We start from the raw sequence: 25,127 nt of genomic DNA, 5'->3' as shown, positions 1-25,127 counted from the left end.
CGGTATCTTTACCGCCCAGAGGGCGGCGTTACGGTAATCCGTAGTTGATTTTTAACTCTGAGAAGGAGGGGGAAAGATGACAGTAACTAAACTGCGTTTATGGACTGTGGATGAGTATCATCAGATGATTGAGACAGGTATTCTCGATGAGGATGATCGTGTTGAATTATTGGAAGGTCAAATAATTGAAATGAGTCCACAACTTCCCCCCCATGCTGCTACTACGCAATGTAGTGCGAACTATCTCAGCAATCTATTAACTGATTTAGCTTATATTAGGATTCAGTCACCTATTACTCTGCGTCCTAATTCTGAACCAGAACCAGATATCGCTGTTGTTCGCATAGTTGCTAATCAATATTTTGACCATCATCCGACACCGGATGAAATTTTCTTAGTCGTTGAAGTGGCAAATACGAGTTTAGCAAAAGATCGTCGTCAAAAAGTCCGCACTTATGCTAATGCTAACATATTTGAATACTGGATTTTGGATGTCAATGAGCGGCAAGTTTATGTGTTTCGGGAACCGGGTAATGACACTTATCAACAAGAAATTATCTTGAATGAGGAGGCAATTTTTTCAATGGTTGCTTTTCCTGAAATTGCGGTTTCTGTTGGTGAATTATTTCCTTAATAGGTAAGGTAGGCGTTGCTGGTTAACGATATTTTTCCTCATTGGTAGAGATGATAGCAGCGCTTACCTTAACAGGAATTGTGCTTATGCACATAAGCTTCTAAAGTCCTATCTAGTTTTAACAAAGAGGGCGTTGGCGTAGCCTCTCGTAGGCATTCGTCATTCCGATTATCTTCTAAAAAACAACGTCTTTTCAGCGATTGAATTGCATTCAATATTATCTCTGGAGTATAATCGGACATTTCCTGTAAAACCTGGCTCAAAGTTACAGCTTTTTCTTGTTTAGCTAAATAATTCACGATCTGCTTTTCCGATTCTGTTAACCTCACCCATACTCGATTAAGTTGAGATACAATTTCATTACTCAATATTGATGACGGATAAGATAAAAATTCGGTCAGGCTTCCGGCAAATAATTCTTGAATCATCGTTGCTGTCATTTCTAGCCATAAAGGATGACCTTGATACTTTTCAATCAAAGTATCCCACATTGGCTCGTCTGACAGTTGTTTATCTCTTAATATTTGTTTAGCGGATTCTCCCAAACCTGTAAGTTTTAAACAACGGGTGAATTTATGACGATTTGCGATCGCATCTTCTGGTTGTTCACTAGTAATTAACAACAAACTACTTGCATGAGACAACTCAGCAATTTGTTTAAACAACAGATAATATGCCTCAAATTCTACTCGATATTGACCCGCAAGTTCTCCTGTTTCAAATAACATCTGCACGTCATCTATAATAATCAAACATCGATGTTTGCGAAAAAATTTAAGCAATAGATCGACTTTGCGATCGAGAGTATTGGGAATAATGGGAGAACAGACAAAGCTTTGCACTAAGTCTGTTAAAAAATTATCGATGGTAGGGCGATACAGGAGACTGCGATAAAAAATATATTCAAATTGCGTTTGGACTTCTTCAATTAGTTTGATAGCAAGCGTCGTTTTGCCAATGCCTATAATCCCAACTAAGGTAATGATGCGGAACCGTTCTTGAATTAGCCAGTTTTTTAAAGTATTTAATTCATCATTTCGTCCGTAAAAAGTGGTGATTTCTGGGGCAGTATCTATGTCTAGGTAGGGTTTGTTTTCAGTTGGCTTGGATAGGGGAGGAGATTTAGAGGATCGCCTTCGTTCTGAACAAATACTTACTTTATAGCCGCTAATAAAATCTCCTATTGAGCCGCTATTAGAGATAATAATTTTTTCTAAAATATTCCGTGCATTTAATTTATTAATATCTTCTCCTAAAACATCCGATAAATTTTGCCATAATTCCGCTGCTGTATCTCGAACATGACCTTCACTTAAATGGTTTTCCGAAGCAATTTCACTGTATTTTTCACCTTGTAATGTACCTTTAAGTATTGTTTCTTGCAGAGAGTCTAAGCGATCGCCTGTATGCGTAAAAAGCAGTTCATCCGCGAGTTTTAATGCTTCTGCAATGTCCATAGATCGGTTAGATAGGTGGGGTTTTTCCATTCTATCCGATCTTCCGACATTTTTCCGACAAATCAGGAATTGTTTGGGGAAAAGTTCCGATGTTGATCCGACTGACAAAGCGATCGGGCTTGGTTTATGACTGTAGTAACTCACAGATGTGCGGATAAGCCGACCAAGAGTATTATCCTACATCCAGCGGTTGAATAAATAGTTATACCTGGGAGGTACAATGCCAAAAGATTTACGTGGTACAGGAATTGCTAGTGCTTTAGAAAATTACTTTGACTCAATCTGTATTGGCAATGATGGTGATTCAGAAATAAAAAACCTAGAGCTGAGCGACAGCGGTATCTTAAGCTACGATGTCCAAATTCGACATAGGCAAGTCACAACTATTCACATTCCCTTTAATGGAAATAAAAACATCACTACTTACAGCTTGACAACCCATGCTACTGGCGAGATCGATCCTCGCCACCCCGATCCCAGCAAACTAAAGTTTGGAGTTGATACTCCCTTGGGCACAGTAACAGTAAATCTGACTGAACTTATGGAAGTCATAGCAACTATGATTTGAAACTCTGAGTTGGGATGATAGTGGGCAGTTGATGAAGGGTGAATGCGATCGCCCCTTACTTTTTTATTGATAGCGATCGATAAGGGAGTAGGGATGCGATCGCCCTTTTTTTTTTATTGATAGGCGATCGATCGCCCTCTCTTTCCTAAACTGCGTAGGCGTAGCCAGCCGCAGGCATCGCCCTACTTTCTGATTGAATTAAGCAGTAGGATTATCTCCCCGATCGCGCTGATTTAATAGAATATCAAGAATCCGACGATTTTCTGTTTGAAGACCACGAATTTCCTCTTGGTGTTGTGCAATTACTTGTAAGATTTGCTGCCTTTCTTCCCTTGCCTCTGCTGCCACATTTGCTAACGATTGAATCACACGAGCATTACTCTCTATCAAGCGATTGTTATTCTCAGTCGCGATCGCGATACTATCTACCCGGTTTCCTAAACCTTGAATCGCACGAGCATTACTTTCTATCAAGCGATTGTTATTCTCAGTCGCGATCGCGATACTATCTACCCGGTTGGTTAAACTTTCTATCGAATTAGCTAGACGATCTAGCCGAGCGTCATCCCATTGCTGCGTACTCATAAATTTTTTTCCAAAATTGCTGCTTTTTATGATAACTTCTATTTGAGTTATTTTGCCCACATCCCGCGTAGGCCTAGGCAGCCACAAGTATCGCCCTTATCTTCCCCAAATTACGATCGCTCCCGATTTAAAGGGAGCCTCTTACGTAGGAGAGTTTGTGATTTCGCAAGCAAAAATCTATCTAATTGCACCGAATGGACAAGTAAGTGAGATTTCGGATACATTTATCATTCTAGGTTGAAAAGTGGAAGCTAATTATGAGTGCAACATTGAGTTCAGATGTGCTTCAAGATGATATTGCCGTTGCAATTGCTCGTGCGATCGCGGCTGCTAATAAACGTGCCCGTGAGTTGAATATTGATGCAATGCAAAGCATCATCAGCCTGACGCAGTATCCTCAGAATGATAGCTGGGTATGGCGAGTGAACTATGGGGCAAAAGATTATATTGGGCGACGAGGTGGGGATTTAATTATCGAAGTTAATCCAGAGGATATTAGCATCCAGAGAGTGCTTTGGGGGCAATAGATACAGCGCGGTCGAACCAGATGAGCGATCGCCCTCCAATTCCCGATCGTGCAACCTAGTCTTCCTTTAGAGGTAAACCGATCTGAGGCTTACAGTCTGTAAATGTCAATGAATCAGGGTCAAGGAAGTCAGCTAGTGCCATTTCCAATACCATTTCGATGGAGTAATCAATCTGTTTGGCATGATTCATATAAGCATCGCGGATGCGCTCCGGTAACACTGCTAACAACATCAATGCGGCATCATGGCTGAGATGCTTCCTATCAGTTTGTGGGAGAGTTTGCATGGTTATGACCTTTAGTCTCTACTAGGATATCTCGCATTGTATGGGGGCTGTGTCGCATGAATCAGAATGCTTTTTAGCTTATCTCCCAATTTTAGAACATCAACCATTGAGAGCGGTGCAAAATGATTTCGTGTGCGATCGCCGCCAGAAAATCTTATTCTTTTGTTAAGTAACTCAAAATAGTCCCTAATGTTGGTGTTATTATGGTATCAATGTCTTCTCCATCCCTGTGTTCAAGGCTTCACAGCTTTTGTCCCCAAATGGTCAGGACTTAGGGAATGGACTCGGCGATCGCGCGGCAAGGTATAAAAACTGGTGGCAGGGTATGAATAGTAGAAGTCATGGCGAGCAACTCAAATGTAGTCAAAACAACAATCGAACGCCAGCCGACGTAATTGCCTAAAATCACCCAAGCGATTGCAAGCTCAAAAAATACGATTAATGTAGTAAAACTAAGACTTGGGAATCAGCAAGCCTTGATTCAAGAAGTGAACAGGATTTAGGTATCTAAACCTAAAATTAGGGACTCAAACTAACAAGAAACAAAAAGATAAGTTAAGGGAGGTGTCAATGATACAGCTATAATGATTGTCTCAACAACAATTTTTGTTACAAATAGCCTCTCAAACTGATAACAAAGTTAAAACAGCTTCAACGTTCCATCACAATTGGAGAGAAATTAAATGTCAAGTAGTGCTGTAGCATTTCTCAGCAATTTTGGGATACTAGGACTTACCATAGTTGGTTTGTATATCTTATTCTTGGTGCTGCGCGTAGTTTTACGCCGACTACCAACAGATTTACCACTGGTAGCCTTGAATATCTCACGGGGCCCCGTACTTCTGCTCGTCTGCTTCGTCGGGCTGAATTTATTATTAACAGAATTGAAAACCAGTCTGGAATTGAATGTCCAGCCAGTAACGATCGAGTTAATCCAGAGAGGTCTAAGTTCACTTTGTTTCTTAATAGGAACTTATTGGATTGCTCAACTTCTAACCCAAGTAGTTCTCTATGCACTCAAACAGTATGCCGAGCGTTCGGAAGCAATGTGGGATGATGTTTTAGTACCCATACTGCAAAACATCCTGCCATTTTTCACCTATTTTATTGGTGGATTGCTAGCCTTACAACAATTGGGTTTCGATCTATCGGGTTTCCTAGTAACAATTGGGGGCGCAGCATTTATCCTCGGTTTTGCCTTGAAGGACATCCTCGCCAACTTTTTTAGTGGCTTAGTGCTGTTGATTGATACGCCTTTTAGTTTCGGGGATGTTGTTGCTCTGCCAGATGGTTCGCGGGCAGTCATCAAAAAAATTGGTCTGCGTTTAACAAGTATGTATTTAATTGATAGTCACTCCGAAATCTACATACCGAATGCGGCTTTTCAAAGCCAAAACATTGTTAACCTCAGCCGTCCAACCAGTCACTATTACTACACTATTTCTATTCCCATCAAAGGTGATGTCGATCCAGCAAGAGCCATATCTTTAATGGAAAAAGTGGTACTTGCTCATCCCGATACAATGGGAGAACTGGAGCAAAAACTTGAAGCAATTGAACGTTACTATGGTTATTCTGGAGCCGGAGTTAAACAAAAGTTAAAGCGGGAAGTTGGGGTAATGCGATTGCTAGCCGAGCAAGAAGTCACCCGTATGCTCCTCAAAATAGAAATGAGTCTGAAACAACTATCAGATATTATTTCCGGCGCAGAACAGGGAGGATTAGATGCAGAAGAAATTAGAACAATCCAGAAACAATTCTTAGAAATTTCTCTAGCCATCGGTTTGGAGAGAAGAGCCGAACGTCAGGACAAGCGCAAGCGTAGCAAGTTAGTTGAAATAGGAGGTGTTCCCTCTAATAATAACCTCATTGGTCTAGTGAGAATCTGGTATCAATGCTGGCTAAAAGACCCAGATTTGTTTAAAGAGGATCTGGTGACATTACCGAGGGAGTGGGAACAGAGAATTAATTTGTTGATTCTAAAAATCAATAAATTATATCAGATGATCAACAATCCTGTTGGCATGGAAACTCGATTAGACGATTTGGTGGAAAGCTTTCAAGTTTGGATGAGTGAGAGTTTCAAGAGTTCCCGAAATCAATGGCAAGACCCGAAAATTTGGGTGAATGAAGTCAGTGGAGACCAAAGTCGGGAGACAACGGTACGCTTTTATGTAGATAGCATCAAGCTAGAGCATTGTGAGCGTGGAAATCGGGTCAAGAGTGAAGTGCGTCAGGATTTGGTTTGGCATCTGAGACAATCCTACTTGATGTAATCCTTCTCCTCTAGCTGTAACTTGAGGTTTAATTCTCAGTTACAGCCCACTATCATTTGTTTGATTTTGATTGAATTCTACTGGTAAAAATTCAAATTTAAAGTTCGATCGTAATTGGAGGGTAATTAGATGTCAATTAGTGTTGTAGCATTTCTCACCAATTTTGGGATACTAGGACTCACCATCGTTGGTTTGCATATCCTATTCTTAGTGCTGCGCGTAGTTTTACGCCGACTACCAACGGATTTACCACTGGTAGCCTTGAATATCTCACGAGACCCGATACTTCTACTCGTCTGTTTTGTTGGGCTGAATTTTTTATTAACCCAATTCGGAACCAGTCTGGAATTTAACGGCCAACCATTGGCAATAGATCTGATTAAAAACCTTTTGAAAGCGCTTTGTTTCTTAATAGGAACTTATTGGATTGCTCAACTTCTAACCCAAGTAGTTCTCTATGCACTCAAGCAGTATGCCGAGCGCTCGGAAGCAATGTGGGATGATGTTTTAATACCCATACTGCAAAACATTTTACCCTTTTTCACCTATTTTATTGGTGGATTACTAGCCTTACAACAATTAGGTTTCGATCTATCAGGATTGCTAGTAACAATTGGGGGAGCAGCATTTATCCTCGGTTTTGCATTACAGGACATCCTCGCCAACTTTTTTAGTGGCTTAGTCCTGTTGATTGATACGCCTTTTAGTTTCGGGGATGTTGTTGCTTTGTCAGATGGTTCGCGGGCAGTCATCAAAAAAATTGGGCTGCGTGTAACGACTATGTACTTAATCGATAGTCACTCCGAGATTAACATCCCTAATGCAACTTTCCAAGGTGAAAACATTATTAACCTCAGCCGTCCCACCAGTCACTATTACTACACCATTTCCATTCCCATCAAAGGTGATGTCGATCCAGCAAGAGCGATATCTTTAATGGAAAAAGTGGTACTTGCCCATCCCGATACAATGGGAGAATTGGAGGTCAAACTTGAGGCAATTGACAGTTACTACGGTCACTCTGGAGGCGGAGTTAAACAGAAATTAAAGCGAGAAGTTGGGCGGATGCGATTGCTAGCTGAGCAAGATGTTACTCGTATGCTTCTCAAAATAGAAATGGGTCTGAAGCAACTATCAGAGATTATTTCCGGCGCAGAACAGGGAGGATTAGATGTAGAAGAAATTAGAGCAATCCAGAAACAATTCTTAGAAATTTGTCTAGCGATCGGTTTGGAGAAAAAAGCTGAACGTCAGGACAAGCGCAAGCGTAGCAGGTTAGTTGAAAGTGAAAGCGATCCGTCTAATAATACACTCATCGGTTTGGTGAGAATCTGGTATCAATGCTGGCTAAAAGACCCAGATTTGTTTAAAGAGGATCTGGTGGCATTACCGAGGGAGTGGGAACAGAGAATTAATTTGTTGATTCTAAAAATCAATAAATTATATCAGATGATCAACAATCCTGTTGGCATGGAAACTCGATTAGACGATTTGGTGGAAAGCTTTCAAGTTTGGATGAGTGAGAGTTTCAAGAGTTCCCGAAATCAATGGCAAGACCCGAAAATTTGGGTGAATGAAGTCGGTGGAGACCTAAGTCGGGATACAACGGTGCGCTTTTATGTAGATAGCATCAAGCTAGAGCATTGTGAGCGTGGAAATCGGATCAAGAGTGAAGTGCGTCAGGATTTGGTTTGGCATCTGAGACAATCCTACTTGATGTAATCCTTCTCCTCTAGCTGTAACTTGAGGTTTAATTCTCAGTTACAGCTAAAGCAGAAGCTAGAATTAGGCCAAGATTTGATGATTTAGAAGATCCAATTTTTTGAATTTATAACTTTTAATTTTTAATTATCCTGAGAATGTCGCTAATTTTACATATCCGATCCAGCTCTGCTGTTAATATCATTCTGGTGAAAAGATCGAATTAATGGTGTGAGGGAAAATGAATAAATTTACAACTGCTAGGAAAGCGACATTAACCGCTTCTCCCGTTTTCTCGCTGTCAATGCTGGTGGGTTGTGTGGGAATAGCTTCAATACCAGCAACCGCGATCGCTCAATTACAGGATAACTCAACTCCAGAAACAAAACTTCCAGAGGTAGCATTAGCACAGAGCGATCGCATTGTCTCTGTTCCAGAAGTAGCAGCAACAGACGACAAAGTAGCAAAAATTAACTCTACTACTGAAAGCGAATTATCTTCGACAGCAGCAGCACAACCGCCTCCAACAACCACAAAAGAAGTCGCAACGACAGATATTCCTAATCAAGGCTATCCCTTGTGGTTGTCTCAATCTCCAGTTTTGAACCCTCAATCTCCCGTAATTGCTGAAGTTAAAAGAATCCCCGATCTCCCAGCCGAAACGGGTAGCGCTGCTGACCTTGGCGATCAAAATGACTTTGCTCAAGTCACCTCAGTTTCTCAGTTATCTGATGTACAACCCACAGATTGGGCATTTCAAGCCCTACAATCTTTAGTAGAACGCTATGGTTGTATCGCTGGCTATCCCGACGGCACTTTTCGCGGCAATAGAGCTTTAACTCGCTACGAATTTGCCGCTGGTTTAAATGCTTGTTTAGACCAAGTTAATCGGCTAATTGCAGGGGGAACGAACAATTTAGCCACGAAAGAAGATTTAATCGCACTACAACGGCTACAAGAAGAATTTGCCGCCGAATTAGCAACACTCCGGGGACGAGTAGACGCTTTAGAATCTCGGACAGCGGAATTAGAAGCTAACCAATTTTCAACCACAACTAAACTTAGCGGTCTTGCTTGGTTTAATGTTACTGGAGCAACTGCGAACAAGCGTGTCCGAGTAGAAACGACGAATACAGACACTCCTTTAGCACTAAGACCGGCGGGTCGAGATCCGATTACAAATCGACCTGTTGTTCAGAAAGTTGATGACCCTGAAGTTACTTTTAGTCAGTTAGTTTGGCTGACGCTTACTACTTCTTTTACAGGCAAAGATCAGTTAGTGACGCAGTTAGCTGTTGGTAATGGCGATTCGCCAGCAAATCAGTTTGCCTCAGCGGGTCTTTATAATACATTTGGGACTCCATTCCTTGACCAGACAGGGGGTGTTAATGCCAATGAATTTATTTTGCGAGAGCTTTTTTACCAGTTCCCGCTTAGCGATCGCTTGCAAGTTGTAGTTGGGCCACGTATCAACTTTTACCGCTATTTTGACAACAATGCTTTCACGTTTTTCTTGAATGGAGCTAGCACCTTTAACTCGAATGGTAGCACTTTATCAAACGCAGTCGATCGCGGTGCGGGTGCTGTAGCTTTATGGGATGTCAGTCGTCGATTTAAGGTGCGTTTAGGTTATCTAGGCGAAAGTGACGAATTTTTGCCGACGGGGGTATTCAATTCCGCCTCTGACCCTTCTAAAGGCTTTTTTAATGGTACAAATTCGGCAACAATTGAACTGGCATTTAGCCCTAGCAATCGCGCCAATTTACGCTTTCTCTACACTCGCTCTAATATCCAGCAAGTAGGAGGACAAGTGGGTGGTGCAATTGGAGAGCCGATTTATGGCGTTGCTGATGATGGTTACGGCGGTAAAATTGGCAACGCAACGGCGGATACTTTTGTCTTCAATTTTGACTGGCTAGTTGCCCGCAACTTTGGTCTTTTTGGCCGCTATAGTTACGGCAGAACTAATATTTTTCCCCGAACCGATCGACCGGATGGTACGATTAAAGCTCAAGCTTATCAAATGGGAGTTGCTTTTCCAGATTTGGGCAAACAGGGGGCTTTGTTAACGCTATCATTTTTAGTACCGTTTGATGTTACTGGCGGCCGCAAGTTCTTGGTATCTGGTGGTGGAAACGGTGGTACGCAATATGAATTTGAAGCTACTTACTATTTGCCAATTAGTGACAATATTGCGATTGTCCCGGCATTTTACTTGATTGGCAATGCTAATAATTTTGACAACAACCCTACTATTTATGTGGGGAATTTGCGGACGCAGTTTAGTTTTTAAGGGTGATATATTGCCCTTTTTAGGTAAATGATGTACGATGGGTAATAGCTAATTACTAATTGCCAATGCAGGACTTACGCAGTATCCTCTAAAAATAAAAGGTTGCGATTACTTCGCTTCGCTCGTAATGACAGAAATCAGAGTAAGTGCATAAGTCCTATAATGGCTAATGGCTAATGGCTAATTGCTAATGGCTAATGGTGTCATTGCGAACGAAGTGAAGCAATCGCAAGGACTTTAGGTGGTTCCGCAACCCTCGCATGGCACTGTTTATTTTTGTCCAGGTACTTAATAGCTAATGGCTAATGGTGTCATTGCGAACGAAGTGAAGCAATCGCAAAGTCTTAAGATTGCTTCACTTGTTAAAGCGCTACGCGCAGGCTACGCCAACGCAATGACATACAAAACCTATGTCGATCAACTTGCATCGATCGCTTATGCCAGGGCTTTAGTCCTATAATTGCTAAACTGAATAGAGCCGATCTAGTTTCAGAAATGTTTGCAGCAATACGTTGGCTCCCTCCGTACATTGCTCTGGAGATGTATATTCATCTTCTGCATGGCTAATTCCAGCAAGGCTAGGAACAAAAATCATCCCCATGTCAGTAAAACGTCCTATTTCTTGAGCGTCATGGCCGGCTCGACTGGGTAAATAGTAATGGCTTAAGTTTAATTCTTGGCAAACTTGCGCGATCGCATCTTGTATCTGTGTAGCAGCAAGCGTAGGTAATACGTGCAAAGTCTGAGTCATAACTACTTCTGTCTGGGTAGCAGAGGCGATCGCATTAAATTCCTGTTTAATTTTTCCTAGTAAGTCATCTAAATGACTTTGGGAAAGGTCGCGCAAATCAATTTTAAAATCAACTTTTGCTGGTACAGTATTCGCTGCATTTGGTGAAACGTTGAAGTATCCTACTGTTGCGACCTGTTCTCCCGGAGTTTCAACGCCTATTTTATTTACAGCTAGTACCATTTGAGCTGCTGCAACTAAGGCATCTTTTCTCATATTCATGGGTGTAGTTCCGGCGTGATTGGGACGGCCTGTAACTGTTACTGCGTAGCGATATTGTCCGACAATGCCTTTGACAACTCCAATCGGATCGCCTGTATTTTCTAATACGCCGCCTTGTTCGACGTGCAGTTCTACGAAGGCGGAAATTTCACTCGGATTGCGTTTGGCTGTTGCTATTTTTGACCAATCGCCGCCAATTTGTTCTAAACAAGTTTGAATGGGAGTATCATCATTGCGGCGGTAATATTCTGGGTCATTAAGGACATTACCAGCCATCGCTTTACAACCAATGACGGTGCATTCTTCATCGGTGAATACAATTACTTCGATCGCATGATTTAGTCGGATGCCATTTTCATGCAGCACTCGCACTACTTCGATGCCTGCTAATACTCCTAAAACTCCGTCGTAGCGGCCGCCTACGGGAACTGTATCAATGTGCGATCCTGTTGCTAGTGCGGGTGTTCCTTCTTGCCTTCCAGCATACCTACCGATGATGTTTCCGGCTGTATCAATGCGAACAGTCATGCCTGCGTCAATCATCCAAGATTGTACTAATTGACGTGCTAGTAAGTCTTCTTTTGTGAATGCTACTCGACTTACGCCGCCGTTTGGTAATTTACCGATTTCTGCGAGTTGGTAAATGCTGCGATCGAGGCGTGAACCATTGACTACAGGGATTAATGTAATAGTCATAAAATATGCTCCAAATAATGGGGATTGAGGCTAGGAGAAAAATTGAATAGTAGATTGCTGGTGCGATCGTTACTTGGAAGAAGACAACACTCAGAAGTTATTCGTAAATAACTAAAATGCACTCTTGAACAGGGATTAAGAACTTCTGAGGGCAAATACAAGTTTTGTATACTGTATACATTACTTCCCGAATATCAAAATAAATGTAGCAGTTTATACAATTTGAGGAAAAATTGTGCGATCGCCTCATCAATGACCCAGAGGATAAATAAGAGTTATGCAACATTGTAAGGCAATCCGTAAAGAGATCGCCTACCACAAATTAATCAAATATCACAATACATTTGATTTGTCAACAAATACTAGCTAGCCTTTGCGCTTAATTTTCTCCTGCATTCTGCGATCGCGCCACTCAAGCGCCGTCAAATAAAGAACACCGCCAGTAACAACAACCAACAGCGCAAACGCCACCCAAACCAGCAAATTAACAGCCGAGAATTCCATAATTCCTCCTAAAATTTTACATTCAACAGTTAACCGTTAACAGTTAACAGTTAACAGTTAACAGTTAACAGTTAACCGTTAACACTTCAATTACCTGACAACTCTGACAAAATTGTAAACCTAACGTGATTAATCGCCAAGGTTCCCACCGAAACTTCCTCCTTATTCAAAGGAAGTCCCCCACTCTTGAGACTTTGAAAACGAATCCCTTTACCGATTTCCACATGATACCAAGCCAGACCCATAAAAAATCGTAAAGGATAAGGGCCACGCTCTTGAATATCATCAGGATTAGACTCCATCGGTACCCAGCCAAACCCCGGTATATAAAACTCCAGCCAAACATGATTAAAATCCGGCGACAAAGGCACACCCTTCCTATCAGCAAAAGCCGGACACTTATAGCGGCCAATAGTGCGACAAGCAATCCCATTTAACCTAGCTAAAGCTAACAACACTCCCACATACTCCCCGCAGGAACCAGTGCCCCGCCGAAGTACAACATCAGGTGTATCAATGTGCGGCCGGATACTGTAAGAAAGGCAATCATAAACATAATTACGAATGCTCAATAACTTTCGGAGAACATTTGTTTCAGTTCCAATTGCCTCCTTAGCAGCAGCACGAACAATATCCGAATCCATTGCTAAATTATCATCATCCACCAAATACTTAGCTTGAAATTCCGGCGTTAATGCCGGAGCTTTTTCCACATCGCGCGGAGTAATTTCATACTTAATACTCCTGACTTCCAAAAGAGCTTTCCAGCCAAAAATTCGCCGTTCATTTGCGCGTAGCGGGTCAAACTTAAACACCGCCACTCGTTCTCCATCGTGGATTTCTTCAGTAAAAGGCATTCCAATCGGTGAAATTTGTCGCACCTTTTGGCGATCGGTTTCTGAAGGCATTGCAATTCGCCATTCTAGATTATCTATGTGTACCTCATCCAGAGGAGCAAGTTCCTCCACATAAGACATCTCCATCAGAAAACCATTAGAAACAGCATAGCGATCCCGTTCATTGTAATGAAAATATAAGGGGTGAATAAAAGTGCGATCGCGCGTAGTCAACTGATAAGGATCGTCCGAATTTGGATCGTCTCGGATGTAAAGTTCTTCCCCAGAATAAGCAACATAAAGAACATCTTGCCCAGTTGCAACATCTTTGTGAAAAGCTAAACCCGCAGGAGATTCAAACGGCGTTAATACATTAAAGCGAACTTCCCCAGTCCCCCGTTCCAAACAGTAAACCGTTTGTTCCGTCGCATCGCAAACCCAAAGTTCCTCACCCCGCACCGTAATATTTTCAACCCCAATACCAGGGGCGTAAAACCGAGTAATCTCTTTGCGATTATTACGGTTAAAAACAAAAATGCAACCTGCTTTCTGACAAGTCACATAAACCGTAGAATTCCAAACTGCAACCCCATTTACAGAATAAGGAAGCGAAACAAAATGCTGAGGTTTGATCTCAGTAATAGAACCATCGCGAATTGCACCTGGACAGAAGTATACGCTGTCATCTCGGACAAACCAGAGACTATCTTCCCAAATAGCTAAACCAGTCGCATCCACAAACTCAGCCACCTGACAGGGATTTAAGACAGTTGTACTGTCAGTTTCAGGATCGATCGAAACCAGCAATCCCCCTGGTTGATCGAGACCAAAGAGTGCATCCCCTAAAAACGCAATACCATGTATTGCCAAGACTCCTATGGGCCTAACCGTCCGCAGCCGTGAAATCCCTTGATCTGAAAGAGCGGGTGAATTGAGGTGCATGATAATTGAGTGTGGGTAGTATGAAAATCAAACCGATAGCCCGTGAAAATCAACAGGCATCACTGCACCGTGCCAGCGCACGCCTAGTTGTCGGCCTCATTGAGAGTTAGGCTAGCATTCAACGGCGAGAGGGTGAATCTAACTACTGGCTTTTAGCAGTAAAATCAATCCTATCTACCAAAAGATATAAATTAAGTACGAGAGGTTACTAGATCGCGTGGAACATTAGATACAATGAAGCCGTCTAACAAAGTTGCTAGGTTCACCTGAAGGCTGGTTCATCATGGCTTGGACAAAGGCTCCTCTACACATTGCATTTCTTTCCTTAGCTCTGTCTCTAGACATAGTTGCTACCTCTAGCTTCCCAAGGGAGGCAATGGCGGCGAATATCTTGTCAGAGGCAGGCGATCGCGCATCTACTCAACAAATACCAGGTAACTGGCAAACCGTCGAACCTACCATCCAAAATGGAGGTTCAGCAAGCACTCAGCGGCCAGATGCCAGTTGGAACGCCTTTGAACCCCCAGATCGGGGAGTCCCCGGTCGTCGGGAAGGCGGCGGTACTCGCGGCCCAGAAGAATGTCCTACCAATACCACTGCATTGATTCCCAAATCAACTATGGGGCGGACGGTATCAGGGAATCCGACATTCTTTTACTATGTTCCCACTACCTTTGACAAAACAGTTGAGTTTGAGTTAGCCGATGAAGCTGACAAAACTGTTTATAAAAGTAGCTTTAGGATGATCGCTAAGGCCCCCGGCATTGTTAGCGTTACTCTTCCTACTGCCAATGCCGCTTCCCTAGAAGTTGGCAAAAATTACCATTGGTATTTTACTATTAAGTGTAACCCCAATGACAACGAGGCGGATATTGTAGTTTCTGGCTGGATCAACCGCGTTGAAATGTCAGCAGACTTGAAATCTCAGTTAGATCGAGCTACATCGGCAAGCGATCGCCTTAGCATTTACGCCAAAGAATCCTTATGGTATGAATATATAACTACCTTAGCGGATCTGCGTCGTTCCCAGCCCGCTGATTCAGCACTAACAGTCAAGTGGATGGAACTTTTGAATGCAGTTGAGCTAGAAAAAATAGCCCAACAACCCTTGGTGCAAATCCAATTGATTCCCACAAATTAATTCAGGGATGTAGGGAGGCAGGCAAAAAGCGGAACGAGGAAACAATGAGGGAATGAGGGAAGAATTTTGCCTGTCTTCTGTACTAATATAGCGAGCGGCTGATAGCAGTTTTAAATTGGGTAAGCTACTGCTCTTAATTAAGAATATAAGAATTCAGAATACATCCCTCAGCATGATATATTTTTGATGATGCGATCGCCAGTGATAACGACGATCGCGCTATCCAATTCTCCTGCAACCCGAATTAATTATCACTCCTTACTTCTGACTCCTGATTTGTGACTACTGAATTTTAAATAAGATAAACTGGCATGATAAAGTAGCCAACAAATTAATTAAAGAGCAAATATTTTATGCCCTGGAGTGCAAGTCAAGTCATGTTTCGGTGTGGGGTCTCAATTCCCAGTGCAGTCCTGATCGCTTGCTTTTGTAGCAACGACGCTCTTTCCCAAACTCTTGACATCTCACTCAAGCCAACTCTGACGGCAAATCAAGCAGATGCAGAATCCGGGGCATGGGATAGTGTTGCAGAGCAAGGTCAAAAACCCCAAAAGGACGCAGCAACAGACGATCAACCAGCAGCAAAACAGGAAAGCAGCGCTGAAGAGAGAGAATTAGTAGGAGTATTTAATGATTTAGATGATTTAGGGGCAAAGCAGACCAACTCTGAGCCGGAATCCTCTAATTTGATTTTAACTGAAATTCCCGTAGGCTTAGCCAGCAGCCGACATCGCCCCATCGAGTCACAATCTCTCTTAGATCGATCCCAAAAACTAGCTCCTTCCAAAAGCAACCTAGATTCAGAATCTCACCCACAGGAAAAACCCAGCTTTAAGACATCTTGGGGCGACCTACAGCAGTTTTCAGTTCAAACCTCAAAACCTGCAACTTGTCAACAGCAAACCTGCAACTTCCTGGCTCAGACAAACCCAAATCAGCCTTCTAATCTAAATCCTTCAAATGTAGATCCTGGGGATCTAAATCCTTCTAATCTCACTCCAGATCCCAATCGCGATCGCTTCCTCCAACCACCCCCGCAACCAACCCCAGAACCGCCCCAAGCACCACCGCAAGTAGAACCTCAACCAACGCCTTCACCACAGCCAGAACTGCCAAATGTGCCCATTCCAGTGCAGAAAATCGATGTCGTTGGCAGCACAATTTTGACTCGTGAAGAGATTGATGCGATCGTTAAACCCCTAGAAGGGCGTTCCGTTACCCTAGAACAACTCAGGGAAGCAGCAGATAAAATTACTACTATTTACCTCGATCGCGGCTACATCACCTCCAGAGCCGTTGTCCCACCTCAAACCATCAGCGATGGTAAAGTTCAAATTCAGGTAATCGAAGGAAAGCTGGCCAAAATTGAAGTCGAAGGAACCAAACGCTTAAATCCATCCTACGTCCGCAGCCGTATTCGGTTGGGGGCCGGACGACCTCTAAGTACCGCCAAGCTAGAAGACCAACTTAGACTCCTCCGTGTCGATCCTTTATTTGACAATGTAGAAGCAAGCCTGCGAGCCGGGGACAAGGAAGGCGAGAGCATCCTGATCGTCCGCGTCATTGAAGCTAACGCCTTTCAAGCTAACTTCAGTATTGATAATTATTCACCGCCTAGCGTTGGTTCAGAGCGTTTGGGCGTGAATGTCCGTCACCGTAATATTACTGGTAGGGGTGATGAATTAGCTGCTGCTTATTACCGGGCTATTGGCGACTCTGATGTTTTTGACTTTAGTTACCGCATTCCCGTTAATGCGATGAACGGTACGGTGCAATTGAGAGTAGCACCAAATCGCAACAGTATTGTTCAAGCACCTTTCGATCAGTTCGATATTTCCGGGAAATCTCACCTGTATGAAATCAGTTATCGCCAGCCGTTATTGCGATCGCCGATACAGGAGTTTGCCGTATCTCTCGGTTTTACTTATCAGAGGGGTCGCACTTATCTCGCGGGCGATCCCTTTCCCTTTGGTTTGGGCCCAGGGGAAGAGGGTAGCAATACAGGCGTTACTACTACGAGCGTGATTAAGATAGGACAGGACTACATTCGCCGCGATCCTCGCGGGGCTTGGGCTCTGCGATCGCAATTCAGCATCGGTACTGGCTTATTCGATGCTACTGTCAATGAATCTCCGGTTCCTGATGGGCTATTTTTTAGCTGGCTAGGTCAGGTGCAACGGGTACAAAGGCTGAATGAAAATCATTTGCTGATTTTACAGGCAGATTTGCAACTCTCAGCCAATAGCTTGTTACCATCTCAGCAGTTTGTGATTGGCGGCGGGCAATCTTTACGGGGCTATCGGCAAAATGTGCGATCGGGCGATAATGGTTTCCGATTCTCTGTTGAAGACCGAATTACTATAGATCGAGATCCTTCCTCTAAAGCCCCTACTCTTCAGTTAGCACCGTTTATTGATATGGGTATGGTCTGGAATTCCCAGAATAATCCCAATAAAATCGCTTTTCCTAATACAAGTATTTTCGGCGGCGATCGCGCATTTCTAGCTGGCATCGGTTTAGGCATACTTTGGGAACCCATGCCTAAAGTCAATGTGCGTATAGACTACGCTCTTCCTATAATTAGCATTCAAGATAAGGGCAACAATGCCCAAGACTCAGGCTTCTACTTCAGTGTCATCTACAGCCCTTAAGAAGGGGCTAGGGGCTAGGGGCTAGGGGCTAGGGAAGAAGGGGAAGAAGGGAAAAAGAATAAAAAAAGATACCGCCCAGAGGGCGGCGTTACATTCGACTATCCCAATTACACAAAATTAATAATTTTTAACAAAAATCCTCTCTTACTTTCCAAAACCCTCACCCACATCTCAATCAAACTTAAGTTTCAGCATCAATAGGTGTGATTACTGGGATTAACTCTAATTTAATTCTGCTATTTAAGTATTTATGCTTATATAACCTAGAGATCGTCAGTAATTAAATAGTCAGAGGGGAGATTTGGAGTCAGTAGCAGAATTTATTAGGAACCTTAATTTTATTTAACTTTGTACCTCTTTATATAAAAAAGTTAACATAAATACACTAAAAAATTCAAAAAAAGCTTGGAAATTGGTTTATAGTCTCAAATAGCAAGTTTATTAATTTCAAAATCAAAAATAATCAAATTTGCTGCCCAACCTCTCTATAGCCCCGCTTTATTTTCTAGAGAAGTTAGACAATAATGCCATCAAGGAGCAAAAGAAGGTCAATCCAAATTTGAATCAAAGGCATAGGGTAGCCGCAAACAAAGCGCACATAAATTGCGCCGACAAGCAAATACCGTCTCAATAGTTTTGATAGGAACCTATAGGAGAACACAGTGAAACTAGCAGTTTACGGAAAAGGTGGCATTGGGAAATCGACAACTAGCTGCAACATCTCAGTTGCCCTAGCACGGCGCGGCAAAAAAGTGCTGCAAATTGGCTGCGATCCCAAGCACGACAGCACATTTACCCTCACAGGCTTCCTGATCCCGACAATTATCGACACCCTTCAGGAGAAAGACTTTCACTACGAAGACGTTTGGCCCGAAGATGTCATCTACAAAGGCTATGGCGGCGTTGACTGCGTAGAAGCAGGGGGCCCTCCCGCTGGTGCTGGTTGCGGCGGCTACGTCGTCGGCGAAACCGTAAAATTGCTCAAAGAACTCAACGCCTTTGATGAGTACGACATCATTTTGTTTGACGTACTCGGCGACGTAGTTTGCGGCGGTTTTGCGGCTCCCTTAAACTATGCCGACTACTGCATGATCGTCACCGACAATGGCTTTGATGCCTTATTTGCCGCCAACCGGATCGCCGCCTCAGTGCGCGAAAAAGCTCGGACTCACCCTCTACGCCTCGCCGGACTAATCGGCAACCGCACCTCAAAGCGCGATTTGATCGAAAAGTATATAGAGACAGTACCCATGCCAGTGCTGGAAGTGCTGCCTCTGATCGAAGATATTCGGATTTCCCGCGTCAAAGGCAAAACGCTGTTTGAAATGGCAGAGAGCGATCCTTCTCTGAACTACGTCTGCGATTACTACCTAAACATCGCCGATCAGATATTGGCTTGTCCAGAGGGCGTAGTACCCAACGACACCCCCGATCGCGAATTATTCTCTTTATTGTCTGACTTCTACCTCAATCCTGCACCTCAAGTTGCCAGAGAGGAAGAAGAGCTAGACCTGATGATGGTTTAATAGGTCTAGCATTTCAGGATGAGGAGATAGAGGTCATGGCTTTTTTTGAAGACTTATCAGGTACTTTAAAACAAAAGTGGTTGCAGTATTACCAAGCCAATCGTTCCTGGCTGGTACTCCAAATGCAGGTACAGTCGGTATCAACCCCCGACGGGGGTAGGCGGCCTCCCTCTTATCTCATCCTGGGAGTTCTCAACGCACTCGAACCGAATCTGGAACAGTTGATGTTGCCTTTTACTAGGCTTAACCCAGATCCAGAAACGTTGATTGAGGTTTTAGGGTTGAATTTTGACCCTGATGTTGCCTTGGGCATTTCTTCGTCAGAGGTAGTACCACCAGCGATCGCATCTGTGACCACTGCAACCGCAAGACCTGCCCAAGCAGCCCCGTTAGTCCCTCCAACCAGCGCTGCACCCGCAGCAGTTCCAGCAGCAACAGCGCCTGCTGCGGACAACTCTAATGTTCTGGGCGGTATCGGCTTAGCAGCAGCCGGAGTTGCGGGAGTTGCGGGAGTTGCGGCAGTAACTTCTGCACTGATCTCATCTGATGAGGAATCATTTGGGGATCTCGATCTGGACGAAGAGTCAGATGACTTGGGTGGCATGGGCTTAGATGACATGGACGAAGAGTCAGATGACTTGGGTGGCATGGGCTTAGGTGACATGGACGAAGAGTCAGATGACTTGGGTGGCATGGGCTTAGGTGACATGGACGAAGAGTCAGATGACTTGGGTGGCATGGGCTTAGGTGACATGGACGAAGAGTCAGATGACTTGGGCGGCATGGGCTTAGGTGACATGGAGGAAGAGTCAGATGACTTGGGCGGCATGGGCTTAGGTGACATGGAGGAAGAGTCAGATGACTTGGGTGGCATGGACTTAGGTGACATGGACGAAGAGTCAGATGACTTGGGTGGCATGGGCTTAGGTGACATGGACGAAGAGTCAGATGACTTGGGTGGCATGGGTCTAGGTGACATGGACGAAGAGTCAGATGATGATGAGTTTGGGGTGTCAGCCTCCGATGAGTTGGATGGGTTCGGTGGGCTAGAGGAAGATACCGATGATGAGTTTGGGCTATCGCTTTCTGAGGAGTCTGAGGAGATAGTTGTCGCCAGTACAGATCCTTTTGGGGAAGAAGACGATGATTTCGTGCCGGAATCCATACCCGATCCGTTTGGGGAAGCAACCTCAGATGACCTAGACATGGATCTGGGGGGGTTGGATGAGGAAGATGACGATTTTGGCGGCTTGTCCTTATCAGATGACGATGACTTGGATGAGATCGGGCTTGATGCTCTAGGGGAAGCAACATCTGGCGATGCTGATGAAGCCGATCTAGATGCCTTGGGACTAGATGATGATGCTGATGAGGATGAAGAAATTTCTGGGTTCTTATCGGACTTTAAATAAGGGTTGCCTTCCACAAAAGAGTCCTGGCCAAGATTTAAAGATGGTTTGGGGTGAGTACCTATCGCTCTAGTTACTATCAAGTTTTGAATTGCTAACAGGACTTACCCACGATTACGTAACGCCGCCATCTTGGCGGTGACTTTACCGCCAGGATGGCGGCGTTACGGATAGTTTTGCGTAAGTTCTAGCTAATTAACTTAAAATTCAAAACTTGATTACGGATGGAGGAACACCACCCCTACAAATCATCTCAGGCGGGTAGCTCACATTGTGAACGAAGCAATCTGATAACTCAAAATTACTGATTTTGACTGTGCAGTTTGGGGAAATAGAAACTCATCATGAGGGCGGTATCTGCTTCATGCAAGGTTTTTTTGCTCAAATTAGGACTTGTGGACTAATAAACAATTAAACGGAGAAAATTTTAGGCTATGGAGACTCTTACTCAACCTGAAGCACTACACTTTGAGTGCGAAACTGGGAATTATCACACTTTTTGCCCGATTAGCTGTGTGGCGTGGCTTTATCAAAAGATTGAGGATAGCTTTTTCTTGGTAATTGGTACTAAGACTTGTGGCTATTTTCTGCAAAATGCGATGGGAGTGATGATTTTTGCTGAGCCCCGCTATGCGATGGCGGAGTTGGAAGAGGGCGATATTTCGGCTCAGTTGAATGATTATGAAGAGTTGAAGCGTTTGTGTTTGCAGATTAAGCGCGATCGCAATCCTAGTGTAATTGTTTGGATTGGCACTTGCACGACGGAAATTATTAAGATGGATTTGGAAGGGTTAGCACCGAAGTTAGAAGCTGAGATTGGGATTCCAATTGTAACGGCTCGTGCTAATGGTTTGGATTATGCTTTTACGCAAGGGGAAGATACGGTTTTAGCGGCTATGGCTGCTAAGTGTCCTGAGAAAGCGCCGGTGATGGAATCTCAAAAACAGGAACGGAATGCTATTTCTCAATTGCTGAATTTTGGGAAGAAGAAAGAGGAAGTTGCTGCTGATGAATCGGAATATGTGAAGCATACTCCTTTGGTGCTTTTCGGTTCTTTGCCTGACCCGGTTGTAACTCAGTTAACTTTAGAATTGAAGAAGCAAGGAATTAAGGTTTCTGGTTGGTTGCCTTCTAAGCGTTACACTGAATTGCCAGTGTTAGAAGAAGGGTATTATGTGTCGGGGATGAATCCATTTTTATCGCGGACTGCTACTACTTTAATGCGCCGTCGGAAGTGTAAGTTAATTGGCGCTCCGTTCCCGATTGGCCCTGATGGTACTCGCGCTTGGATTGAAAAGATTTGCTCGGTTTTGAATATTGAACCGAAGGGTTTAGACGAGCGGGAAGCACAAATCTGGGCAAGTTTGGAGGATTATTTACAGATAGTTCGCGGTAAGTCTGTCTTCTTTATGGGAGATAATTTACTGGAGATTTCTTTGGCTCGGTTTTTGATTCGCTGCGGTATGACTTGCCCGGAAATTGGTATTCCTTATATGGATAAGCGGTATCAAGCTGCGGAGTTGGAGTTGTTGGCAAAAACTTGCCATGAGATGGGGGTTCCTACTCCGAATATTGTGGAGAAACCAGATAATTACAATCAGATTCAGCGGATTTATGAGCAGAATATTGATTTGGTGATTACGGGTATGGCTCATGCTAATCCTTTGGAGGCGCGGGGGATTAATACTAAGTGGTCGGTTGAGTTTACTTTTGCTCAAATTCACGGGTTTGGGAATGCGCGGGATATTTTGGAGTTGGTGACTCGTCCTTTGCGTCGGAATAATTCGTTGAAGGATTTGGGTTGGGGTAATTTGGTGAAGGAGGGGGCGAAGGTTTAGTTTTTAGCTCATTTACATCTGAATTTTTACAGTTGTAAAAAGTGATAATTAAATAAGTGGGGTAGGTAATGCCTGCCCTACTTTTTAAATCAATAAATACAAGGTAAGCAAAATGACAGCTACAAAGGAAAATTTTGTTGATATGGTCAACTTTATTAATATTAGACTATCGTATGCTCAATACTATTTGTCTGTAGCTTATGATTTATTTTATGGTTCGCATAATACGCCAGAAAAATATGCTAAAGCACCTTATTTCTGGCATAGGACTACCCTTGCATTTCGTGAGCTTGGTGTATTATATTTGTCTCAAGTATATGATGGCAAAGAGAAAGATTCTGTAACTATTGACAAAATTTTGAATATTCTTGCAAGTAATTATAAATCATGGAAAAGAACATCCCCGGAAATAGGTAATTTAGACAAAGAACAATTAAATAAAGACCAAATTAAATTCAAATCTAAAAAACCGCAGGATCAAAATTATGACAAGAATTTCGATGGATTGATAGAAACACTTTTTAATCAGAGAGATAAATCAATAGCTCATTACGACAAGAAAGAACTTTTTAAATATAAAGAAGCTTTAAAGGTTTTAAACAGCAACTCGAATCGATTACAAAATGAGGAAGATGAGAATAAGCCCCCATTAGAAATGCCTGAAGAGATGACTAGGCTTGAAAAAGATGAATTGCAAAAACTGATCGATGAAGCTAGAACAATATGTCATCGTTATATGTCTCTTTTAAATATTAAAATTACTCCCATAGATATCAAAATCGAAGAGGATTACAATAACTTATTAGATATAAGTACAAATTTTGAAGGTAAAGATCGGATTCCTTTACCGACAACGGAGGTTGAGTATAGCGGAAGTCTATCTTTACAGCTTCCTAAATCTCTATATTTGAGTTTAGCAAAAAAAGCGGAAAGGGAAGGAGTTAGTCTGGAAGAATATATTTTGGCTTTGTTGAGTAAGGCGGGCTAAAAATGTTAGTTCATATTTAGAAGTGATAGTGATGGCAACCACATTGCTCTGCATTTTTAATCGGATATCTTTTTAATAATAATTTGATGAGATTGATGAACAAGCTGAATTTTATTACAAAAACTCGCCATAAAAGCATCAATCCCAATCTTAGTATTTTGATGAGGAAATTCTCGAAAAACATGATCGTAATCATCAAAAATCATCAAACCTCCTATCTTGAGAAGTCCCCAACTTAAAAGGGTATCTTCTAGTACATCGCAAGCTAAATGAGAGCCATCAATATAGATAATATCAAAGCTATCAAAGGGAATTTCCCGCAATGCTACTCTCGATTTGTTGACGATTTTTGTTACTTTTGCTATGCTTTCAGTCAGAGCAATGTTAAAGTCAAATCTTGCTTCGATAGACTCTTTAGTATCGCTTGCTTCTAGTTCAGTTCCTCCACCGCCTTCAAATGTATCGATACAGGTAATTTGCGACGATGGATGAGTGAGAATATTGTTTAATAGCCAACAAGTAGACCTCCCTTCCCAACTTCCTATTTCTAGTATGTTTAAATCTGGTCGATTGCGAAAACACATTAAATATTCTTGCCAGATTGCCAGATTTCTGCTAAACCAATCTTGACTAAACTTATATCCTTTTTGCTTAGTTTCAAGTTGATAATTTACCCTAATAAGCATCTGCTCTACTTGCGCTAAGTTAGGTTGAATTTGCCGTGCTTTTTGAAACAAATGTTGTGCTTTTTCTGGTTGCTGTTGTACAAAAGATGCCATTCCTGCATTAAAGTAAATGCTAAGTAAGTCAGCGGGAGAAAGTTCTTGTCCTATTTGTAATGCTTTTTCGTATTGCAGGGTTGCTTGCTGAATTTGACCCTGTTGATAGAAGGCATTGCCTTGAATATTGTAGGCTATTGCTATTTTATTTCTAAGTTCTCTAAATTCCTGAACTTGATTGATTCCTTCGCAGGTTAAGCAAGTCTGAACAAAGTCATCAAAGGGATTAATTGTGGCTATTTTCCATAAGGTTTGCAGCAAGAGATTGGCATTGACATTGATGTTTTTTTGAGATAAGATTAGTTGAGTTGCTTGCAGTAGCGCTAGTTTTGCAGGGATAGGTATTTCTGTTGATTGTGCAGAGTCAATAGAAGATAGTGCCAAGGATAACAGATCGTTAAAGGTAGTAGGTTCTAGTCCATTAGTTGTCATAAGGAATAAGGAAGAGGGAATTTATTTAACTCATAACTCAAAATTG

Annotated in this window: 21 protein-coding genes; 13 read left to right on the top strand and 8 right to left on the bottom strand. The window is 42.7% G+C overall.

From position 1 onward, the window contains the following. The first annotated feature begins 76 nt into the window (after window positions 1-76). Complete coding sequence (locus tag PY364_RS18915; protein WP_275524809.1) at window positions 77-634, top strand: Uma2 family endonuclease; 558 nt, start codon at window positions 77-79, stop codon at window positions 632-634. Between the two features lie 68 nt (window positions 635-702). Here PY364_RS18915 and PY364_RS18910 read toward each other — a convergent pair whose 3' ends face one another. Beyond that, entirely contained in the window at window positions 703-2,091 is a 1,389-nt protein-coding gene (locus PY364_RS18910) for an NB-ARC domain-containing protein (RefSeq protein WP_275524808.1), read from the bottom strand. A gap of 220 nt (window positions 2,092-2,311) precedes the next feature. On the opposite strand from PY364_RS18910, the gene PY364_RS18905 reads away from it, so the two are divergent. Next, a complete protein-coding gene (locus tag PY364_RS18905; RefSeq protein WP_275524807.1) occupies window positions 2,312-2,659 on the top strand; it encodes a hypothetical protein in 348 nt (115 codons plus the stop codon). 198 nt (window positions 2,660-2,857) lie between these two features. Here PY364_RS18905 and PY364_RS18900 read toward each other — a convergent pair whose 3' ends face one another. Beyond that, entirely contained in the window at window positions 2,858-3,244 is a 387-nt protein-coding gene (locus PY364_RS18900) for a hypothetical protein (RefSeq protein ID WP_275524805.1), read from the bottom strand. A 52-nt stretch (window positions 3,245-3,296) separates the two neighbouring features. On the opposite strand from PY364_RS18900, the gene PY364_RS18895 reads away from it, so the two are divergent. Beyond that, window positions 3,297-3,485, top strand: a complete 189-nt coding sequence (locus tag PY364_RS18895) for a hypothetical protein (protein WP_275524804.1) — start codon at window positions 3,297-3,299, stop codon at window positions 3,483-3,485. Window positions 3,486-3,501: 16 nt separating this feature from the next. Continuing rightward, window positions 3,502-3,771 carry a hypothetical protein gene (locus PY364_RS18890; RefSeq protein ID WP_275524803.1) on the top strand — a complete coding sequence of 90 codons (270 nt, stop codon included), beginning with the start codon at window positions 3,502-3,504 and terminating at the stop codon, window positions 3,769-3,771. A gap of 55 nt (window positions 3,772-3,826) precedes the next feature. On the opposite strand, the gene PY364_RS18885 is transcribed toward PY364_RS18890, so the two are convergent. Together PY364_RS18885 and PY364_RS18880 are read right to left on the bottom strand one after the other, a co-directional pair. Then, the gene (locus tag PY364_RS18885) at window positions 3,827-4,057 is read right to left on the bottom strand and encodes a hypothetical protein (protein WP_275524801.1); all 231 of its coding nucleotides are present in this window, start codon (window positions 4,055-4,057) and stop codon (window positions 3,827-3,829) included. Window positions 4,058-4,328: 271 nt separating this feature from the next. Continuing rightward, the gene (locus PY364_RS18880; protein ID WP_275524799.1) at window positions 4,329-4,466 is read right to left on the bottom strand and encodes a hypothetical protein; all 138 of its coding nucleotides are present in this window, start codon (window positions 4,464-4,466) and stop codon (window positions 4,329-4,331) included. Between the two features lie 274 nt (window positions 4,467-4,740). On the opposite strand from PY364_RS18880, the gene PY364_RS18875 reads away from it, so the two are divergent. The 3 genes from PY364_RS18875 (at window position 4,741) to PY364_RS18865 (ending at window position 10,327) form a co-directional block, all read left to right on the top strand. After that, window positions 4,741-6,333, top strand: coding sequence for a mechanosensitive ion channel family protein (locus tag PY364_RS18875; RefSeq protein WP_275524797.1), 1,593 nt, complete (start codon window positions 4,741-4,743; stop codon window positions 6,331-6,333). A 129-nt stretch (window positions 6,334-6,462) separates the two neighbouring features. Beyond that, a complete protein-coding gene (locus PY364_RS18870) occupies window positions 6,463-8,055 on the top strand; it encodes a mechanosensitive ion channel family protein (protein WP_275524796.1) in 1,593 nt (530 codons plus the stop codon). A 220-nt stretch (window positions 8,056-8,275) separates the two neighbouring features. Further along, window positions 8,276-10,327, top strand: a complete 2,052-nt coding sequence (locus tag PY364_RS18865) for an iron uptake porin (RefSeq protein WP_275524795.1) — start codon at window positions 8,276-8,278, stop codon at window positions 10,325-10,327. A 463-nt stretch (window positions 10,328-10,790) separates the two neighbouring features. On the opposite strand, the gene PY364_RS18860 is transcribed toward PY364_RS18865, so the two are convergent. The 3 genes from PY364_RS18860 to PY364_RS18850 all read right to left on the bottom strand — a co-directional run bounded on the left by PY364_RS18860 (window position 10,791) and on the right by PY364_RS18850 (window position 14,317). After that, on the bottom strand, window positions 10,791-12,035 hold the full coding sequence (locus tag PY364_RS18860; RefSeq protein ID WP_275524794.1) for a Zn-dependent hydrolase: 1,245 nt from the start codon (window positions 12,033-12,035) through the stop codon (window positions 10,791-10,793). A gap of 366 nt (window positions 12,036-12,401) precedes the next feature. Then, window positions 12,402-12,539, bottom strand: a complete 138-nt coding sequence (locus PY364_RS18855) for a hypothetical protein (protein WP_275524792.1) — start codon at window positions 12,537-12,539, stop codon at window positions 12,402-12,404. A gap of 86 nt (window positions 12,540-12,625) precedes the next feature. Next, on the bottom strand, window positions 12,626-14,317 hold the full coding sequence (locus tag PY364_RS18850; RefSeq protein ID WP_275524790.1) for a transglutaminase family protein: 1,692 nt from the start codon (window positions 14,315-14,317) through the stop codon (window positions 12,626-12,628). A gap of 283 nt (window positions 14,318-14,600) precedes the next feature. Here PY364_RS18850 and PY364_RS18845 point away from each other — a divergent pair, with 283 nt between their 5' ends. The 6 genes from PY364_RS18845 to PY364_RS18820 all read left to right on the top strand — a co-directional run bounded on the left by PY364_RS18845 (window position 14,601) and on the right by PY364_RS18820 (window position 23,870). Next, window positions 14,601-15,458 (top strand): DUF928 domain-containing protein, encoded by an 858-nt coding sequence (locus PY364_RS18845; RefSeq protein ID WP_275524789.1) that lies wholly within the window; start codon window positions 14,601-14,603, stop codon window positions 15,456-15,458. Window positions 15,459-15,811: 353 nt separating this feature from the next. Further along, window positions 15,812-18,109: a ShlB/FhaC/HecB family hemolysin secretion/activation protein gene (locus tag PY364_RS18840; protein WP_275524788.1), complete on the top strand. Its 2,298-nt coding sequence runs from the start codon at window positions 15,812-15,814 to the stop codon at window positions 18,107-18,109. Between the two features lie 662 nt (window positions 18,110-18,771). Continuing rightward, entirely contained in the window at window positions 18,772-19,635 is an 864-nt protein-coding gene (bchL, locus tag PY364_RS18835; RefSeq protein ID WP_007353434.1) for a ferredoxin:protochlorophyllide reductase (ATP-dependent) iron-sulfur ATP-binding protein, read from the top strand. 35 nt (window positions 19,636-19,670) lie between these two features. After that, window positions 19,671-21,047 (top strand): DUF5331 domain-containing protein, encoded by a 1,377-nt coding sequence (locus PY364_RS18830; protein ID WP_275524787.1) that lies wholly within the window; start codon window positions 19,671-19,673, stop codon window positions 21,045-21,047. Between the two features lie 431 nt (window positions 21,048-21,478). Then, a complete protein-coding gene (locus PY364_RS18825) occupies window positions 21,479-22,882 on the top strand; it encodes a ferredoxin:protochlorophyllide reductase (ATP-dependent) subunit N (protein ID WP_275524786.1) in 1,404 nt (467 codons plus the stop codon). 112 nt (window positions 22,883-22,994) lie between these two features. Beyond that, entirely contained in the window at window positions 22,995-23,870 is an 876-nt protein-coding gene (locus tag PY364_RS18820) for a hypothetical protein (RefSeq protein WP_275524784.1), read from the top strand. A 56-nt stretch (window positions 23,871-23,926) separates the two neighbouring features. Here PY364_RS18820 and PY364_RS18815 read toward each other — a convergent pair whose 3' ends face one another. Then, window positions 23,927-25,081, bottom strand: a complete 1,155-nt coding sequence (locus PY364_RS18815; RefSeq protein ID WP_275524782.1) for a class I SAM-dependent methyltransferase — start codon at window positions 25,079-25,081, stop codon at window positions 23,927-23,929. Between the last annotated feature and the right edge of the window lie 46 nt (window positions 25,082-25,127).

The sequence above is a fragment of the Kamptonema sp. UHCC 0994 genome, assembly GCF_029167235.1.
In the GTDB taxonomy this organism is placed as follows: domain Bacteria; phylum Cyanobacteriota; class Cyanobacteriia; order Cyanobacteriales; family Microcoleaceae; genus Kamptonema.
Note: the sequence above shows the minus strand (reverse complement) of the source record. Positions and strands in the feature narration are given on the sequence as shown.